13 protein-coding genes and 1 pseudogene are annotated in these 18,261 nt (G+C 68.0%); 8 read left to right on the forward strand and 6 right to left on the reverse strand.

The features are described 5' to 3' along the window. Positions 1-147 precede the first annotated feature (147 nt). The 4 genes from ABD350_RS11055 (at position 148) to ABD350_RS11070 (ending at position 12,063) form a co-directional block, all read left to right on the forward strand. Positions 148-819, forward strand: coding sequence for an HNH endonuclease family protein (locus tag ABD350_RS11055; protein ID WP_344347728.1), 672 nt, complete (start codon positions 148-150; stop codon positions 817-819). A 1,216-nt stretch (positions 820-2,035) separates the two neighbouring features. Continuing rightward, positions 2,036-4,765: a laminin G domain-containing protein gene (locus ABD350_RS11060; protein WP_344347769.1), complete on the forward strand. Its 2,730-nt coding sequence runs from the start codon at positions 2,036-2,038 to the stop codon at positions 4,763-4,765. A 166-nt stretch (positions 4,766-4,931) separates the two neighbouring features. After that, entirely contained in the window at positions 4,932-11,519 is a 6,588-nt protein-coding gene (locus ABD350_RS11065; RefSeq protein WP_344347729.1) for an RHS repeat-associated core domain-containing protein, read from the forward strand. Between the two features lie 73 nt (positions 11,520-11,592). Continuing rightward, a complete protein-coding gene (locus tag ABD350_RS11070; protein WP_344347730.1) occupies positions 11,593-12,063 on the forward strand; it encodes an SUKH-4 family immunity protein in 471 nt (156 codons plus the stop codon). Positions 12,064-12,150: 87 nt separating this feature from the next. Here ABD350_RS11070 and ABD350_RS11075 read toward each other — a convergent pair whose 3' ends face one another. Then, positions 12,151-12,909, reverse strand: a complete 759-nt coding sequence (locus ABD350_RS11075) for a transposase (RefSeq protein ID WP_344347731.1) — start codon at positions 12,907-12,909, stop codon at positions 12,151-12,153. 340 nt (positions 12,910-13,249) lie between these two features. Here ABD350_RS11075 and ABD350_RS11080 point away from each other — a divergent pair, with 340 nt between their 5' ends. Then, complete coding sequence (locus ABD350_RS11080; RefSeq protein ID WP_344347732.1) at positions 13,250-13,372, forward strand: hypothetical protein; 123 nt, start codon at positions 13,250-13,252, stop codon at positions 13,370-13,372. Positions 13,373-13,392: 20 nt separating this feature from the next. Here ABD350_RS11080 and ABD350_RS11085 read toward each other — a convergent pair whose 3' ends face one another. Further along, positions 13,393-13,647: a hypothetical protein gene (locus tag ABD350_RS11085; RefSeq protein ID WP_344347733.1), complete on the reverse strand. Its 255-nt coding sequence runs from the start codon at positions 13,645-13,647 to the stop codon at positions 13,393-13,395. 281 nt (positions 13,648-13,928) lie between these two features. Here ABD350_RS11085 and ABD350_RS11090 point away from each other — a divergent pair, with 281 nt between their 5' ends. After that, positions 13,929-14,600 carry an HNH endonuclease family protein gene (locus ABD350_RS11090; RefSeq protein ID WP_344347734.1) on the forward strand — a complete coding sequence of 224 codons (672 nt, stop codon included), beginning with the start codon at positions 13,929-13,931 and terminating at the stop codon, positions 14,598-14,600. Between the two features lie 88 nt (positions 14,601-14,688). Further along, the gene (gene ku, locus ABD350_RS11095; protein ID WP_344347735.1) at positions 14,689-15,594 is read left to right on the forward strand and encodes a non-homologous end joining protein Ku; all 906 of its coding nucleotides are present in this window, start codon (positions 14,689-14,691) and stop codon (positions 15,592-15,594) included. Positions 15,595-15,634: 40 nt separating this feature from the next. Here ku and ABD350_RS11100 read toward each other — a convergent pair whose 3' ends face one another. Further along, positions 15,635-16,183, reverse strand: coding sequence for an NUDIX hydrolase (locus ABD350_RS11100; RefSeq protein WP_344347736.1), 549 nt, complete (start codon positions 16,181-16,183; stop codon positions 15,635-15,637). 178 nt (positions 16,184-16,361) lie between these two features. Between ABD350_RS11100 and ABD350_RS11105 the strand changes: the two are divergent. Continuing rightward, positions 16,362-16,676: pseudogene (locus tag ABD350_RS11105) on the forward strand (NF041680 family putative transposase); the annotation flags it as partial. A gap of 16 nt (positions 16,677-16,692) precedes the next feature. On the opposite strand, the gene ABD350_RS11110 reads toward ABD350_RS11105, so the two are convergent. The 3 genes from ABD350_RS11110 to ABD350_RS11120 form a co-directional block, all read right to left on the reverse strand. Then, positions 16,693-16,998, reverse strand: coding sequence for a hypothetical protein (locus ABD350_RS11110; protein ID WP_344347737.1), 306 nt, complete (start codon positions 16,996-16,998; stop codon positions 16,693-16,695). 256 nt (positions 16,999-17,254) lie between these two features. After that, the gene (locus ABD350_RS11115) at positions 17,255-17,482 is read right to left on the reverse strand and encodes a DNA ligase-like domain-containing protein (protein ID WP_344347739.1); all 228 of its coding nucleotides are present in this window, start codon (positions 17,480-17,482) and stop codon (positions 17,255-17,257) included. 50 nt (positions 17,483-17,532) lie between these two features. Continuing rightward, positions 17,533-18,249, reverse strand: a complete 717-nt coding sequence (locus tag ABD350_RS11120; protein WP_344347740.1) for an LLM class flavin-dependent oxidoreductase — start codon at positions 18,247-18,249, stop codon at positions 17,533-17,535. Positions 18,250-18,261: the final 12 nt, after the last annotated feature.

Below are 18,261 nucleotides of genomic sequence, written 5' to 3' on the forward strand. Positions count from 1 at the left end.
ACCTGCGCTGGGCCAAAGAACCGCTCGATGAACGTGCAGGCCATCGCTTGTATCCCCTGATCGAGTAGAGGCCACCGTTTTCCGGGCGCGTCGTACGGAGCTCTCGCTACCAAGAGCACGACCAGTGACCTTTGGAAGGACGTCGTCGTGCGCTTCGCCCGGACCGCTGCCCTCACCGCCGCCCTCGCAGCCCTGCTCGTCCCCGCCACCGCCATCGCAGCCCCAGCCACCGCCATCGCCGGGCGCGCCTCGGGTCAGGCCGTCACCCTGCCGGTGCGCGACGCCCTGGCCGCTCTGCCCGTCCGCGATGAGAACCGCACCGGGTATGAGCGCACCAAGTTCAAGCACTGGGTCGACGCCGACAAGGAAGGCTGCACCACCCGCGCCGAGGTGCTGAAGGCCGAGGCCGTCACCGCACCCGAGCAAGGCGCGAACTGCCGGCTCAGTGGCGGCCGCTGGTACTCGCCGTATGACGACCGCTACATCGCAGGACCCAGCGGTCTGGACATCGACCATCTGGTCCCGCTTGCCGAGGCCTGGGACTCCGGCGCCTCCGCGTGGTCGGTCGCAGAGCGGGAGGCCTACGCCAACGACCTCGGCGACGAAGGGGCGTTGACCGCGGTGTCGGCGGCGTCGAACCGGTCGAAGGCGGACCAGGACCCGGCGACGTGGCTGCCGCCGGCCGCCAGCTACCGCTGCCGGTACGCCACCGACTGGGTCGCCGACAAGACGCGCTGGGGCGCGAGTATCGACACCGGTTACCGAGACGCTGTTCGTTTGTGTGTGTACGCGTCTGTTGGCCGGAGGTGTTTGGTCTGAACCAGGCTGTAGGGATGGGTCCCGGTTTGATCCTCAGGGGTGGGCGGCGTCGCGATTTGCGCAGTTCAGCTGCTTTCAGCCATGTTGCTGTGACCCGGGGCACACTCGATTGACGCCTCTGGGTAACGGTGCCTTTACTTTGCGGGATTCTTTGTGCGTCCTGTGTCAGGGGTGGGGTTACGTGGACAACTGGTGGGGTTCTTTGGGGCGGTCGTGGAGAAGTCGAAGACCGCGTGGAGTGCTTCTGGGGGGCGTGGCGGCAGCCTTGGTGGTCTCGGCGCTGCCCGTGTTGCCGGTCTCCGTGTCACCGGCGTCGGCGGTCACCGCTGACGCCGGGGCAGGGGAGATCGATGAGGTCACGGCGTCGGCTCAGGCCCAGGCCTCGGGGGAACAGGTGGAGGTGACGGCGGACCGTACCGAGTACTCCACCACGCATGCGAACCCGGACGGTTCGTTCACACTCACGCAGTCCACCACTCCTCAGCGGGTGAAAGAGGCAGACGGCGGCTGGGGCGGGGTCGATCCGGTGCTGGAGCGGCGCGCGGACGGGCGGGTCGCACCCCGGGGCGCTGTGGTGGATCTGTCGTTCTCCGGCGGCGGCCCCGGTGCGGGCATGATCCGTCTGGGCAAGGGCGGCCGGTCGGTCACGCTGGACTGGGCCGGGACACTGCCTCAGCCGGTACTCGACGGCCCGACGGCCACGTACGCGAACGTCTTCGACGGGGTCGACCTGCAGCTGACGGCGACCGCCGAGGGCTACCGGGAGGTCCTGGTCGTCAAGACCCCTCAAGCGGCGCAGAACCCCGCCCTGGAACAGGTCACCCTCGCCGCGTCCGGAGACGGCCTGTCCGTCGTCCCCGGTGCGGGTGGCGGTCTGCGCGCCGTCGACGACGACGGCAACGCCGTCTTCCGCGGCCCGGCAGGACAGATGTGGGACTCCGCCGGCGACGACGAGAGGGGCCCGCAAACCCAGCTGATGCGCACCGATGCCCCCGCCCCCGCCGGCGCGCAGGGCGACGACGACCCGTCGCAACCGGGGGACGGCGACGCCACCGCGGTACTGCCGGTGAAGGTCGATGACGGCGCGGTCACGGTCCACCCGGACCTGGACCTGCTGCGCGGCGAGAACACCGTCTACCCCGTTTTCATCGACCCCTCGGTGGGCCTGGGCGTCTCGGAGCGTACGAAGCTGTCCTCCGACGGTGACAAGTTCTGGATGTTCGACGGCGACAAGGGCGTCGGCAAGTGCGGTACCGCGGACGGCTACTACTGCGGTGGCGGCTACGTCGACCGCATGTACTTCGAGCTGGCCCCGACGAAACTGGCCGGCAAGTACGTGCTGGATGCCACCTTCCGGGCCCATGAGACATGGTCGTTCAACTGCGACCCGCACTGGGTGGACCTGGTGCGCACCGACAACATCTCCGAGGGCACGGTCTGGCCCGGTCCCAAGCAGCTGGACTGGATGGGCGATCGCGACGTCGCGGCGGGCCGCGGGGACCTGTGCAGCCCCGACCAGCCGGACGCGTGGATCGAGTTCCACGACAACCCCGCAGAGACGGACGAGAACCTCACCAGCACCGTCCGCTCCTTCGCGGACGGCAAGCTCAGCAGGCTCACGCTGATGCTGCGCGCCAAGGACGAGGGGGATCCCCGGGCGTGGAAGCGATTCGACGACAGCGCCGAGCTGCAGGTGGTCTTCGCCTACAAGCCGGGCGTGCCGACCAGCGTCGGGGTGATCCCGGGCAACGGGTCCACGGCGTACTGCAACAAGTCCTCCTCCGACCCGCTGGTAGTGACACGCAGGGACCCGATGGTCCAGGCCCGTGTGCAGACACTGGTCGAGGCCCACATGGGAGACGAGGAAGGCTCGCTGCAGGCCGAATTCGTGATTGAACGCGGTGACGACTCCCCCTGGCATGAGGCATGGACCGGATACATGCCCAATCCCGGCTGGCATCCGGACGAGACGCTGGAGAAGCTGCGCACCAACGACCGTGCCGACAAGGGCTTGTACCGCTACAAGGCACGGACGCAGTCGCACTGGTCCTACGCCGGCAAGAGCGGTGACCTGTGGTCGCCCTACAGCTCCTGGTGCTACTTCAAGATCGACTCGACCGCGCCCAAGGCGCCTCGCATCACAGCCGGTTCCCCCTACACCGAGTGCACGGCGAACCTGTGCGAGGGCAAGGGCGGCCCGGGCGTTCCCGGAGCGTTCACTTTCCAGCCGAACACCGCGGACATCGACGTCACCGGGCACACCGACATCACCGCCTATGAATACAAGCTGCTGACCACGCGGGCCGCGTCGGTGTCCGGGACCACGAAGGCCCAGGTGAAGGACGTCACGCCGCCGCTGTCAGGCACGCAGGTGCTGTCGGTGCGAGCCAAGGACGTCTACAACCGGTGGGGCACGCCTACCGAGTTCACCTTCAAGGTGGCCCCGCCTCCCGGCGCGGTGGGACGCTGGCGCTTCGACGACGCACTTCCCGGTTCGGGGGCGACGCTGGCCAAGGACACCGCGACGGAGGGCACCCGGCACGACGCCACGCTGCAGACGGCGGGCGCGGGCTGGTCCACCCTGGGGCGCCGCGGCGACACGGACTACTCGCTGTGGCTCAACGACGGCTCGGACGACACCCTGCGCTCCGGCTATGCCGCCACGTCCACGCCGGCGGTGAACACCAAGGATTCCTTCACCGTCTCCTCCTGGGTCTATCTGACCGACGCCTCGCATACCCGCGTGGTGCTGTCGGCGCCCGGTAGCAACGCCTCGGCCTTCACCCTCTACTACTCCGTGAGCCTCAAGAAGTGGGTGTTCAACCGCGTCGCCGCCGACGTCAAGGACAACCCGGTCTATCTGCGGTCGATCGCCGACGCGGGGCCGCCGCCGCTGAACGTGTGGACGCACCTGGCAGCCGTCTTCGACACCAAGGGCGACACGGACAAGACCAACGACACCATCCAGCTGTTCGTCAACGGCCGCCCGCAGGGGAAGCCGGTCGTGCTGAATGCGGTGTCCTCCGCGTACCAGCCGTGGACTTCTACCGAGGGCCTTCAGATCGGCCGGTCCCGGGTCGGCGGGGTCTGGGGTGAGTACTTCCGCGGCCGTATCGACGAGGTCTCGGTGTGGCAGTACCCGCTCAGCCCCGAGCAGATCGCCGAGGAAGCCCAGCTGACGCAGGACGGCGCGCCGACAAGCGAACTCGTCGCCTACTGGGATGCCGCGTCCTCGACCGGCACTCAGGTCAAGGAACTGAGCCCCTACCCGGTACCGGCGCTGTCGCTGTCGTCCACCGGTGCGGTGCTGGACGCGGACAACAACGCCCTCGCCCTGGACGGAACATCCGGCTACGCCTCGGCCACCGGTCCGGTGACCGATGAGACGGGCTCGTTCACCGTCTCCGCCCGCGTTCGGCTGGACGCCGAGAAGCTGGCGGCCAAGCCTGTCGGCTACGAGGCCCAGGTGGCCGGGCAGGCGATCGGTGGCGAGTCCTCCTGGGCGCTGTGGGTGGTCAAGCCCGCAGCCGACGCCTACCGATGGAAGTTCACCCGGACCGCTGTGGGAGCGGACGGAAAGGTCAGCCAGAGCGCGCAGGTGGCAGCCGGGGACCTTGCCGAGCTGGACACCGGGGTGGACGTCACCGGGGTCTTCGACGCGCAGGAGACCTGGCAGTGGATTGATCCCGCCGATCCCGCCAGGACCGAGGACCGCATGGGCCAGCTGCACCTGTATGTCAGTGGGATGGAGCAGGTCGGCGGGGACGCCTCCGGGTTCTCCGCTGTCCAGCAGGGCAGCGGCACGCTGTCCGCGGGCAGGGGGACGGCCGGCGGCACGACGGGCTACTACCTTCCGGGCTCGCTGGAATCCCTGCGGGTGTGGACCGGGGCGATGAGCTCCGACCAGGTCCGTTCCCAGGTCCTGGAGAGCCCGGACAGCATCTAGGAACACCGACGCCGGCCGGGCTGCCCTCTCCACACGCGGGGGCAGCCCTCGCCGCCCGGCGCACCCGGTGCCTGCCTCGCACCGGCTCTTTCTCTGCTCTGCCTCCTGTTTCCAACGGCACCCCGCCCGGCCCGATGCGGCCGGGCGCCGCGTAGGAAGAACCCAGATGAACCCCTTTGGCATACCCCGCCCTGACGGGGACCGTCGCGGGGCCGCAACCAGAAGACGCTGGTCGCGGCGTATCGCCGCAGCCACCGGCCTGGCCCTGCTGCCCGGCTTGCTGACCCCCGTGGCCTTCGCCGCGGACACTGTCACGCCCCTGGGCCGCCCGAACCTGAAGCCCGAACACGCCACCAAGGTCAGCCCGTTCTCCGCTGAGGTGAACAAGAAGGCCGCCGCCGAGGTGAAGAAGGCAGCCGAGGCCGACCAGACGGCCGCGGCCCGCGCCCGCCACGACCAGCAGCGCACGGTCACCTGGCCGGAGCCCGGCAAGGCCTCGCTGACCGTCCCGGACAGAGGCACGGCCGAGGCCGCTCCTGGCTCGCTTCCGGTCACCGCCACCAGCCCGGCCAAGGGCAAGCGGGCCGGCTCCGTCACCGTCGAGGTTCTTGACCAGAAGACGGCCGCCACGCTCGGCGTCAAGGGCGTGGTCCTCAAACTCACCAGCCCCGGTACCGGCGGCACCGCACGGCTCGGCATCGACTACTCCTCGTTCGCCTCCGCCTACGGCGGCGACTGGGCTGGCCGCCTCCAGCTCGCCCGCCTGGCCGACTGCGCCCTCAAAGAACCCGCTGCGGCCAAGTGCCACCAGCGCCAGGTCCTGGACACGGTCAACAACCGCGAGGTCGACAGCATCTCCGCGCCGGTGACTCTCGCCCCGGGTGGGCAGCCGATGCTGCTGGCCGTCACCGCAGGCGCGACATCGGGGGCCGGCAGCTACAAGGCGACACCGCTGTCCGCGTCCTCCACGTGGGAGGCCGGCGGCTCCTCGGGCTCCTTCACCTGGTCCTACCCCCTGCGGGTCCCGCCTGCTGCGGCAGGTCCCCAGCCGGACCTGTCCATCTCCTACGACTCCGGGGCCGTTGACGGCCAGACGGCCAGCTCCAACAACCAGGGCAGCCAGATCGGCACCGGTTTCGACCTGACCTCCTCCTACATCGAGCGCAAGTACCACTCCTGCGACGATGACGGCCAGGACGGCAAGTACGACCTGTGCTGGAAGTACGACAACGCCTCCCTCGTTCTCAACGGCAAGGCCACCGAACTGGTCAAGGACGATCAGACGGGCACCTGGCGGCTCAAGGACGACGACGCCTCCACCGTCACCCATTCCACCGGCGCCAACAACGGCGACGAGGGCTCCACGGGCGTCGACGGTGAAGGCGAGTACTGGACGGTCGTCACCGGCAACGGCACCAAGTACGTCTTCGGTCTGAACAAACTCGACGGCGCCGGCACCGGTGACCGTACCAACTCGGTGTGGACGGTCCCGGTCTTCGGCGACGACCAGGGCGAGCCCGGCTTCAGCGCCGGCGACTCTTTCACCGCACGCGCCAAGAACCAGGCCTGGCGCTGGAACCTCGACTACATCGAGGACACCCACGGCAACGCCTCGTCCTACTGGTATACCGCCGAGCACAACAACTACGACAAACTCGGTGACGACACCACCGGCACCGACTACACCCGCGGCGGCTACCTCAAGGAGATCCGCTACGGCCAGCGTGCCGGCAAGCTGTTCTCCGCCTCTCCGGCAGCCTCCGACAAGGTCGTCTTCGACTACGCCGAGCGATGCCTGGCCACGGGCACCGGCTGCGACTCACTGACGAAGGACACCCGCGACAACTGGCCGGACGTCCCCTTCGACGCCCTGTGCAAGGACGGCGACAAGTGCACCGGCAACGTCGGCCCGTCCTTCTTCACCCGCAAGCGGCTGACGACGATCACCACCTACGCCTGGAACGCCAAGGCGGCCACCCCCGCCTACGTTCCGGTGGACGTCTGGTCGCTCAAGCACCTCTACCTCGACCCCGGCGACACCGGTGACTCCACCGACCAGTCGCTCTGGCTCGACGAGATTAAGCACACCGGCAAGCGCGGCACCGACCTCTCCCTCGACCCGGTCACGTTCGACCACGTGATGCTGCCCAACCGGGTCGACGGTACGGCCGACGACATCCTGCCCCTGAACAAGCCCCGCCTGAAGGCCGTCACCTCCGAAACCGGCGCCCAGACCATCGTCACCTACCTGGACGCCGACTGCACCGCGGCCGGCACCAAGCCCAAGCTGGACGAGAACACCCGGCGCTGCTACCCCGTGTACTGGTCGCCCAACGGCGAGAAGGACCCCCGGCTCGACTGGTTCCAGAAGTACCCGGTCGGCTCCGTGTCCACCACTGACCCCCACGGCGGCTCCGAAGCCGTGCAGCACAGCTACCAGTACAGCGGCGGCGGCGCGTGGCACTACGACGAGGACCCGATGACGCCCGCCAAGGAGCGCACCTGGTCCATCTGGCGCGGCTACCAGCAGGTCACCCACCTCACCGGCCTGTCCGGGCGCACCCAGAGCAAAGAGACCAGCATCTACCTGCGCGGCATGAACGGCGACCGCGTCCTCGGCTCCGACGGCAAGACCCCGGACCCCGACAAGCGCAAGACCATCACCGTCACCGGTATCAAGGCCGGCCAGATCACCGACGCCGAGCAGTACGCGGGCTTCACCCGCGAATCGGTCACCTACAACGGCAGCGACGAAGTCGGCGGCACCGTCAACGACCCCTGGTCCAAGCGGACGGCGACCCAGCACAAGTCCTACGCCGACACCGAGGCGTACTACGTACGCACCGCCGCCACCCACACCCGCACCCGCATCACCAGCAAGCTCACCCCCTACGACCGCGTCACCACCGTCAAAACCGCCTACGACGACTACGGCATGGCCACCACCGTCGAGAACCAGGGCGACGACGCGGTCACCGGCGACGAGAAGTGCACCCGCACCTGGTACGCCCGCAACGACGACAAGGGCATCAACTCCCTCGTCTCCCGCAGCCGCACCGTCGCCGCCACCTGCGCCACCGCCGACCCGGCCCTCGACCTGCCCGCCGACTCCACCCGGCCCGGCGATGTCATCACCGACACCGCCACGGTCTACGACGACCTCACGGCAACCGCCTGGTCAGCGTCCCAGAAGCCGGGCAAGGGCGAGGTCACCTGGACCGGACGCGCCAAGGGCTACGGCACCGATGACATCCCCGTCTGGCAGAAACTCTCCCGGACGACGTACGACGATCTCGGGCGTGTCAAGGCCGTCACCGACACCAACGACCTGCCGGTCGCCTCGACCACCTACGACCCGGCCGACTCCGGCCCGCTGACCTCGACAACGGTCGAGGACGCCAAAACCTACAAGACCACCCAGAACCTGGACTTCGCGACCGGCGCAGCGCTGAAGATCACCGACCCGAACGGCAAGGTCACCGAGAGCGAATACGACAGCCTCGGCCGCATCACCAAACTCTGGCTCCCCAACCGGCTCAGAGTCTTTGACGCGACCCCCAACTACGTCTACGCCTACCACGTCACCAGCGCGGACATGCCATGGGTGTCCACCAGCACCCTCAAACACGACGGCTCCGGATACAACACCGTCTACGAGTTCTACGACTCCCTGCTGCGCTCCCGTCAGGTCCAGGCCCCCACTCCGCAGGGCGGCCGGCTCGTCTCCCTGACCGAGTACGACGCGCGTGGTCTCGCGGTCAGCCAGCAGTCCGACATCTGGGACAGCACCGCCCTGCCCGGCTCCACCGCCGTGGAGGTCTCCGGAGGCCAGGCACCCCTCCAGACGGACACCACCTACGACGGCGCAGCCCGGCCGAAGAAGGCGGAGACGAAGATCCACGGCGTCACCCGCTGGACCACCGACACCACCTACACCGGCGACACAGTCGCCACGACCGCCCCGGCCGGTGGCCAGGCCACCGCCGTGACCACCAACGCCCTCGGCCAGACCACCCAGCGCCGCGAGTACGCCGGCCCCACACCGACCGGCACCGACTTCACCACGACCGACTACACCTACACCCCCGCCGGACAGCAGAAGACGGTCACCGGCCCCGACCAGACCAAGTGGTCCTACACCTACGACCTCTTCGGCCGCCAGGTCACGGCCACCGACCCCGACAAGGGCAAGGCCGCGACGGAGTACAACGACCTCGACCAGGTCGTCAGCACCACCCCCAACGACGACGCCTCGAAGAAACTCCTCTACGAGTACGACCGCCTCGGCCGCAAGACCGGCATGTGGCAGAAGGACAAGACCGACACCAACAAACTCGCCGCCTGGAGCTTCGACCAGCTCGCCAAGGGCCAGCAGGACACCGCCACCCGCTACGACGGCGGCGTAACCGGCAAGGCCTACACCGACAAGGTCACCGCCTACGACGCGATGTACCACGTCACCGCCCACCAACTGCTCCTGCCCGACAGCGAGCCCCTGGTCTCCGGTGGCTACGTCAAGAACACGCTGTCGTTCACCACGGGCTACAACCTCGACGGCTCGATCAGCCAGTACTCCGCCCCGGCCGTCGGCGGCCTGCCCTCCGAAGGCGTCTCCTACACCTTCAACACCCTCGGACAGCAGCTCACCGCCAAGGGCGCCACCGGCTACCTGCACGGCGCCGCCTTCTCCCCGCAGGGCGACCTGCGCCAGCTCACCCTGGGCATGGACGGGACATCCTCGGCGAAGAAGGCCTACCTCAACTGGGACTACGAGGAAGGCACCCGCCGCCTCACCCGCTCCTACGTCACCGACGACGTGCACGGCTACATGCCACAGGAGCTGAAGTTCACCCAGGACGACGCCGACAACGTCACCTCCATCACCGACGCCACCACCCTGGGCGGCACGGCCAAGCCCGACAACCAGTGCTTCACCTACGACGGCAACCGCCGCCTGACCGAAGCCTGGACCCCCAAGACCGCGGACTGTGCCGCCTCGGGCCGCACCCTCGCCAACCTCGACGGCGCGGCCCCCTACTGGACGTCGTACACCTACACCGACGCAGGCCAGCGCAAGACCGAGACCCAGCACACCACCACCGGCGACAAGACCACCACCTACACCTACAACGACACCGCCGACACCAAGCCCCACACCCTCGACAAGACCACCGGCACCCGCACCGCCACCTACACCTACGACGCCGCCGGCAACACCTCCTCCCGCCCCGGCCCCACGGCCCAGCAGACACTGACCTGGAACACCGAAGGCGACCTCACCAAACTCACCGAGGGCACCAAGGAAACCGGCTACCTCTACGATGCGAACGGCGAGTTGCTGATCCGCCGCGCCAAGGGCGACGGCGAGACCATCCTCTACCTGGGCGCCGGCACAGAACTCCACGTCACCACCAAGGGCACGACGAAGACCACCTCGGCGACCCGCTACTACACGGCCAACGGCCAGACCATTGCGGTCCGCACCGCCACCACCGGCGTCACCGGCACCAAGCTCAGCTTCCTGGCCGCCGACCACCACGGCACCTCCAGCATCGCCTTGGAAGCCGGCACTTACGCACTCACCAAGCGCTACAGCACCCCCTTCGGCGCCCCACGCGGCACCAAACCCACAACCTGGCCCGACGACAAGGCCTTCCTCGGCAAACCCGCCGACGACACCACCGGCCTCACCCACATCGGCGCCCGCGAATACGACCCCACCACCGGCCAGTTCATCAGCGTCGACCCCATGCTGGTCCTCGACCAGCACCAGTCACTCAACGGCTACGCCTACGCCAACAACACCCCCGTCACCATGTCCGACCCGTCCGGCATGTGCATGGCTGACGCATGCGGTTATGGCGTACCCAAGGGCCGTGTCGTATTCGACGATGACAAGCCGGGCGAAATCATCACAGACGGTCCGGTCAACCCCGGCCACCCCGATTCAGGCAGCTGCCACCGCGGTAGCTGCGGCCCAGTCAAATACAACAAGACCGGTACATCGCACACCAGCAGCAGCGGTCACACATCGAGTGGTAATCACCTGGTATGCACGGGAACCGGCCTTGCGACATATTGCCGCGGCGCATCGGACCCAGGGCCCGGTGACTCGAACTCGAACCTCGGCAACTACATATCCAGCGTCGTGAGTAACGGCGACTTCTGGTCGGGTCTCGGGCAAACCATCCTCGGAGGGTTCAGCACAGGCGGCGGAGTCGTCCTTGGCGCCTCGGGCGTAGTCGAGTGCGGCACCGCAGTGCTGTGCGAAGTGGGAGTCCCCTCGATCGCCGGCGGCGCCGGAGCCATCGTCTTCGGCAAGAAGATGATCGACTCAGGCTCAGACAAACTAGGCCAAGCTTTCCGTGAAGCGGACGGCGCCGCTAAGGGTGGTGGCAGCGGTTCCTCCAGTCAGGTCGGGTACGGGGATACGGAACTGAGCAAGTCTGTGCAGTTGCAGCGCCTGATAGATAAAAGCAAGAAAAACAACTACGCTGCAGCCCGACTTGACGATGGAACGGTACTGGTTGGTCGGTCTAGTGCGGGAGAACATGCTGAAGAAAATCTCATTCGGCAGGCGGATGGCCGGAAGATAGTTGACCTTTACAGCGAGCTAGAGCCTTGTGCAAGAAAATGCGCTGCAAAGGTGAAAGATATGAACGTCACGTGGAGTTGGCGCTGGAATGGAGTCGACCGGGATGCATCAAGAGCAGCCATGAAGGACGCCATAGGTGACCTATTCAGTAGACCGTGATCCATGCGCATAGCGCAAAAGTGGGCGGCCAGGGTAAACTGGTCGCCCACTTCGCAACTTTAAGGGGAGAGGTATGTCGGGCAGTGGCGACCTGAAGGTCGAAAATGTGGAATTTCCTGGAGAGCCTTCATTCGGTTCTTTCCGTGTGCCGACGGAAACAGTAGATGGTGTATTTACGCCTGTGCGACCGCTGCAACACGTCCAGATTGGCAAACGTTCTTTCGTGTGGTTCGGTTCTAGCGGGGCAACCGGCAGGCTTATGGTAGACAGTGGATCTGGCAGTGTTTTCGAGACGCACGATGCCTCTACCGTAACTTTCGTTAATGAGTCCCTAGGGAAATTTATCGAATGTCTAGAGGCTTTCTCCTCTGTGGTCTTGGATGGAGCGGAAAACCGTGATCCTGCTGATGAGGCTGATGAGGATGAGGGCGAGCGGATGGCGAGGAGACTTGAAGAGAGGATTCGAATGATCGACCCCCGAGCTTATGAGGAAGACACCTTCTGGTATGACATTAGATGGGATGTTTCCCTGGGTGACTGGTAGGGTAACCACCCTGAGGCGACCGCGCGGATTTTAGACGGTGTCCCGTAAATTCCTTATGGCATGTCGGTTGACCTGCTCGTCTTCCTGTCATCCGGCGAGGGTGAGGTTGTGCAGGCGAGCAATGCCAAGCATGGCGTGGTGGACGCCTTCCCCTCTGAGGCGGCAGTCGCGCAGAATCTTCCAGCTCTTCATATGGGCGAAGGTGTGCTCGACGCGGGCGCGGACCTTGCGGTGGGAGGCGTTGTGCTTCTCCTTCCAGGCCGACAGTTCCTCGTTCTTGTGCCGGCGGTAGTGCGGGATGGTCAGGCCGGTGCCCCGGTAGCCACCGTCGGCGATCATCGCGGGGGTGGCGCCGACGGCGGTCTTCGCGCCGGACTCCTGCCAGGCCCTGCAGTCGTTGCGGTTGCCGGGCAGCGGTTTGCCGACGGCGACGACCAGGCGGGTGTCGGCGTCGATGACGACCTGGTGGTTGGTGGGGTAGCGGTAGTTCTTGCTGGAGGCGGCCACGGTCCGGTCGCGGGTGGGGACCAGCGTGCCGTCCACGATGAGCACGGTGTCCTTGCGGAACCGCCGCCGGGGCTGGAGGGCGAGAGCCGGTCCGAGGTGGTCGACGATCCGGTCGGCCGCCGACTTCGAGACGCCGAACAGCGTGGCGAGGTTGGTGCGCCAGTACGCGGCCACCAGCAGCACCCGGTCCCCCAACGGCAGCGACCACGGCCGGCCCTTGCGGACCGGATCGGCTCCCTCACGCCGCAGCGCGGTGATCAGCTTGTTGAACTGCCGAGGACTCAGCCCGGTGAACGGGCTTATCCAGGAGGGCTCCGAAGCCGTAATCAGACCAGCCACGGCAAGATCATCACACCTTCGACCAGCAGTTACGGGACGACTACTAGGGAGCAAACGGCTCGAGTCCGTCTCCTGTCTCGAGCCAAGCAGCACCCGTTCCGTCCGTATGCATGGCCGAGTTGGGTGCGGAAGCCGTCCACTTCGACTCGGTGGTACACCCGGCAGGCAGGGCGGGGAACGGTCAGTATCGGCTCGGATGAGGATCAGGTCGTGCCGTGGTGTCTCCCACGTCGCTGACCCGCCAGAAGCGCGGCGAGCCGGGTTGGCCACTCGGCAGGTCACTAACGGCGCTTGCCGAGTGGCGGGGTGGCGTGGGCCACTCCCGCGGGATCCGCCTCACATGAGCGGTCCCGGCCGCTACCACCTGTTGCTCACCGTGGGGGGGGGGGTCCGGCCGGTGCAGCACGGCTGGTGGGACCGGGAGGAGACCGGTGGGGTGCTGGCCGACTGGCCCGACCAGTAGCCCCGGCACCGTCCGCGGGGTTACTCGTCGGCTGCGTCGTCCTTGGGCTCGGGGTGCCGGACGGCCTTCTTCACGGCCTGCTCCAGCTCGTACCGGCTGATCTGGGCAGTGGAGGCGTGTTCGGTGACGGCCGTGTGGAAGGCGGCGGAGGCCTCGCGCCAGCGGCGCAGCTGGGCGTTGTAGTCGTCACCGGTGAGGCCGGCGAGCCGGGCCCGCTCCTGCTCGGCGGCCCGTTCCAGGGTGATCAGCTCGTCGGGGATCTCATGCACACTCATGGATCCCAGGCGGCGGGCGCCCTGTGTCGGCGGTTGCCCCCACCGGCCGATCGGGTACAGCGCCTTCCGGCGATCAGCCGGTCGTGGCCGGGGCCGGCATCCGGCTGGGCTGCTCAGATATGCCGCCGACGTCCGCGCCTGCGCGGGGCCGGGCCCGCGCGATGTGTCTGCAGGACATCGCGCGTATCCCCTGAACGGGTAGAGGCTGCGGTTTCCCGGGCGCGTCGCTCGGAGTCGCCGCTACGAAGAGCACGACCAGTGATCTCCGAAAGGACTTCGTCGTGCGCTTCGCCCGGACCGCCGCCCTCGCGGCCATGCTCACCCCAGCCGCCGCCCATGCCGTCCCGGCCGCTGATCCCACCGGGCGCGCCGCGGGTCAGGCCGTCACCCTGCCGGTGCGCGACGCCCTGGCCGCTCTGCCCGTCCGCAGTGAGGACCGCACCGGGTATGAGCGCACCAAGTTCAAGCACTGGGTCGACGCCGACAAGGACGGCTGCACCACCCGGGCCGAGGTGCTGAAGGCCGAGGCCGTGATCGTGCCCGAGCAGGGTGCGCGCTGCGCGCTGACCGGGGGAGAGTGGTACAGCCCGTACGACGACCGCTACCTCCAGGGCCCGCGCGGCCTGGACATCGACCACCTGATCCCGCTCGCCGAGGCCTGGGACTCCGGCGCCTTCGCCTGGTCGCCGGCGGAGCGGCAGTCCTACGCCAACGACCTGGGCGACGAGCGGGCGCTGATCGCGGTGTCGGCCGCGTCGAACCGGGCGAAGGCGGACCAGGACCCGACCACGTGGCTGCCGCCCGCGGCCGGCTACCACTGCCAATACGCCACCGACTGGGTCGCCGACAAGACCCGCTGGAACCTGAGCATCGACACCAGCGAGGAAGCCGCCCTGTCGCAGACCCTCAGCCACTGCCCCAACACACCGGTCACCGTCACCCTCGCCCGGTAGAGCCCAGCGGCGCCCACCGTTCGCGCGTGCGGGACCCCGGCCGGGTACATAGCCTGGTAATGCTCGGGGCGAGCGGGAGAGGTGTGCCATGCCCCGAACGATCTGGACCGGCGCGATCACCTTCGGCCTCGTCACGGTGCCCATCAACGTGGTCGGCGCGTCTGAGGACCACAGCATCCACTTCCACCAGTACCACCTGCCCGACCAGGGCCGGGTTCGCTACCGCAAGGTGTGCGAGCTGGAGGACCGTGAGGTCCCCCAGGACGAGATCGGCAAGGGGTACGAGCTGACGAAGACGCAGGTCATCCCGATCACGGACGACGACCTCGCGAACCTTCCCCTGCCGACCGCGAAGGCGATCGAGATCGATGCTTTCGTCCCGCTGGAGTCGGTCGACCCGATCCGGATCGCCGAGGGCTACTACCTCCAGCCCGCCGGCCAGGTCGCGGCCAAACCGTACAAGCTGCTGGTCAAAGCCCTCTCCCGCTCGTCGAAGGTGGCCGTCGCGAAGTACGCCTGGTCCGGCCGCGAACGCCTCGGCCTGCTGCGGGTACGCGACGACGTCCTGGTCCTGCACGCCATGCGCTGGCCCGACGAGATCCGCGACCCCACCGAGCTCCTACCCCCGCCCACCCAGGTCTCCGAGGAGGAAATCGCCGGCGCGCTCGCCCTGATGGACACCATGACCGTCGACCGGCTGGAAGGCCCCGAGTTCACCGACCGCTACACCGAGGCGATCGCCCAGATCATCGAGGCGAAACGCGAGGACAAGCCGCTCCCCGTGGTGGAGGAGCCGGAGCAGCCGGCCCAGGTGCTGGATCTGATGGCCGCGCTGCAGGAGTCGGTGTCCAAGGCGAAGGCCTCGCGCGGCGACGCCGGGCCGGCCGAGGTGCACGAGCTGCCGCAGCCGAAGAAGAAGACGGCCGCGAAGAAGCCGCCGGCCAAGCAGGCCGGGGCGAAGAAGACGGCGGGCCGTCGGCCGCGCAGCGCCTGACCCGACGACGCGGTTGACGGAGTCGTGCTCAGCTTGTTCTTTAACCTCCGGCTGTGCCGTGGCGGGTGATTGATGACGTGTTGCGGGTGAGCTCTGCGAGGTAGGCATCCAGCGGCTGGAGCCGCCCTGGCAAGGACTCGCGAAGGTCCCACCATCGGATGGCCGCGATCTCGTTGTTGGGCTGGAAGAGCTGTGAGACGTCGGCGGCTAGGCCGGTAAATAGGGCACCGTATTCGGCATGCTGGTCGGGCGCCAGAGTGAAGCTTGCGAAGCCGACGAAACGCAACTGCCCTTGGGGGACGTGGTTGGTTTCCTCCAGTAACTCGCGCGCGGCCGCCTGGCGAGGGGTCTCATCAGGGTCGATCTGTCCGCCTGGCAGTTCCCAGGCCTGCCGGAACCGGTCGAAAACCATCAGAACGCGGCTGCCGTGCCACAGGGCTACCAGCGCCACGGGCAGGGGTGCGTCACCGGGTGGCATGTCTTCCGCGGCCAGAACGAAGGAGACCAAGGCGTTGCCGCGGTCGTCGACGGCAAGCGGCGGGGGGTGAGGGGCAGCCATCTCGACATGATGCCCACGCTGCTCCGGCATTATCCTGACTCATACCTTTTTGTCGTCGAACAGCGTTCCCGAACTGGTTCACTCAGGTGGGCGTTCGCCGGATGCCGAGGCGGCCTTCGTCTGATCATGTGCTCCGACCAAGGTGCACGTGACCACGACGAAGGCCGTGAGGATGAGTCTGCTGCTTGCAGCTGGCGTGGGGGAAGCGCCGGAAGCGGCCGACCGCTGGACGTGGCTGATCATCGCCGCATACACCCGGCTCCGGCTCGCCCGCCCGCTGGCCCGGGACCTGCGGCACCCGTGGGAGAAACCGGCCACACCGGGTCGGCTCACCCCTGCCAGGGTCCGCCGGACGTTTCGGAACCTCCGCCAGCACATGTCCTGTCCCGCCCAAGCACCGAAACCCCACCGGCCCGGCCCCGGACGACCACCCGGCACAAGGAACAGACACCGGGCAGCCCGCTACGACGTGGGCAAAACCGTCCGACGCGAGAAGACAATCATCGCCCTACGACGGTTGAAAGGGTTAAAGAACAAGCTCACGGCTGGTTCAGGATGTCGTGGCCGCCGATGCGCCGCCAGACGATGTGCTGGTCGCCGCGGCGGTGCTCGGTCCCGTACTCCCAGGTGGCGCGTCCTGCGGGGCCGACGCCCATGGACCAGGTGAGTGCGTAGACGCCGGGTGTCTGCCGGACGCGCTTGACGCGCAGGCCGGGGCGGAAGCGCCCGGTGCGCAGGTCGGGGACGAACGCGCGTAGGACGACGTGGTGAAAGCGTTGGCGCTGCTGGGGGGTGAGGCGGTCCAAGTCGGAGGTGAAGCGGGGCCGGGTCTCGTAGGTCGGCACGTCGGTCCTCCGGGAAGCGAGAAGCCCCCGGCACTGCCGGGGGCGGAGAGTCGGTGACGTAGTGCAGGGCGCGGCGTCTTGGCCGCCGGGTGGGGGAGCGGTATGTAGATGGGCGCTGGTTGACGGTGGAGTCGTCTACTGGCGGTTTCCCGGTGTTTGTGAGGCGGGTGTGATTGGCTGCCGCGCAGCATTTACATGGCCCTGGTGGTGTCCGCCGGGCGGGCACGGTGGCGCCGCGAACGCTCGCCGGGCGGGATCAGCCGTGAAGTCCCGCCGGCAGCTGCGCGAGGGCCGCCTCCCGGATCTCGGGGAACGAGCCGGTCATGTCCGTCCCCTGCCTCGAGCGAGGCAGCACCCGCCCGCCCGTGTGTACGGCCAACTGGGTTCGGAAGGCATCCCACTTCGGCTCCGTTGCCCACCCGGCGAGCAGGGCAGGGCTGTCCACGGCCACGGTCAGCATCGGCTCGGGCAGGGACCAGGTCATGGGTGATGCCTTCCCCGCTGGCCGCCAGGAGCACGGTGAGCAGGGTTGGGTCACTCGGCGGGTCGGCCGGGGGCGACCGCGCCTATTCGAGGATGCCGAGGGCGGTGTCGGGCCGACAGTGGTCCGCAGGCCGGGACGTGCTGGAGCAGGGCGTTGAGTGCCTGCTGCCGGGGGCGGGGCGGCACCGGCCGCTGCGGGCTGCGGCCCAGCAGGCGCCGGTTGCGGGGCTGCTCGTCCACGCGCGCGTCGAGTTCCCGGCGCCGGTCGAGGGCCTCTCGAACGGTGTCACCGAGGCTGAAGGTGGCGAACATGACCAGCTTGGCGGTCTGGGGATCCCGGCCGGCTTGGGTCACGGCCTGGTGGATCGCTTTCCGGTACGCCTTGCCGTCCTCGATCGACATGGCCATGCCTACGATGACGTCCGCGTGCAGCGCCGCTGCCTGGAAGCCGAGTCCGCCTCCGCCCGTCTGGAGGATGACGGGCTGGCCCTGCTCGGACGGCGGGATGGGGAGGGGGCCTCGCGCGCCGACGTGCCGGCCCTGCAGATCGATGGGCCGGACGTGAGCGGGATCGGTGAACTGGCCGTTCTTGTCGGGGGCGCCGGCCTGGTACTCCCAGCTGCCCCAGAGCGCTTGCACGATCTGAATCGTCTCGTGCAGCCGTTCGTACTTCTCCAGGTGTGGCGGCATGGGCTTGCCGTAGTTGGCGAACTCGGCCGGGTCGTTGGTTGCGATGGCGTTCCATCCGGCCCGGCCATGGCTGATCACGTCAATCTCTGT

The sequence above is a fragment of the Streptomyces nogalater genome (assembly GCF_039532885.1).
GTDB lineage: Bacteria > Actinomycetota > Actinomycetes > Streptomycetales > Streptomycetaceae > Streptomyces > Streptomyces nogalater.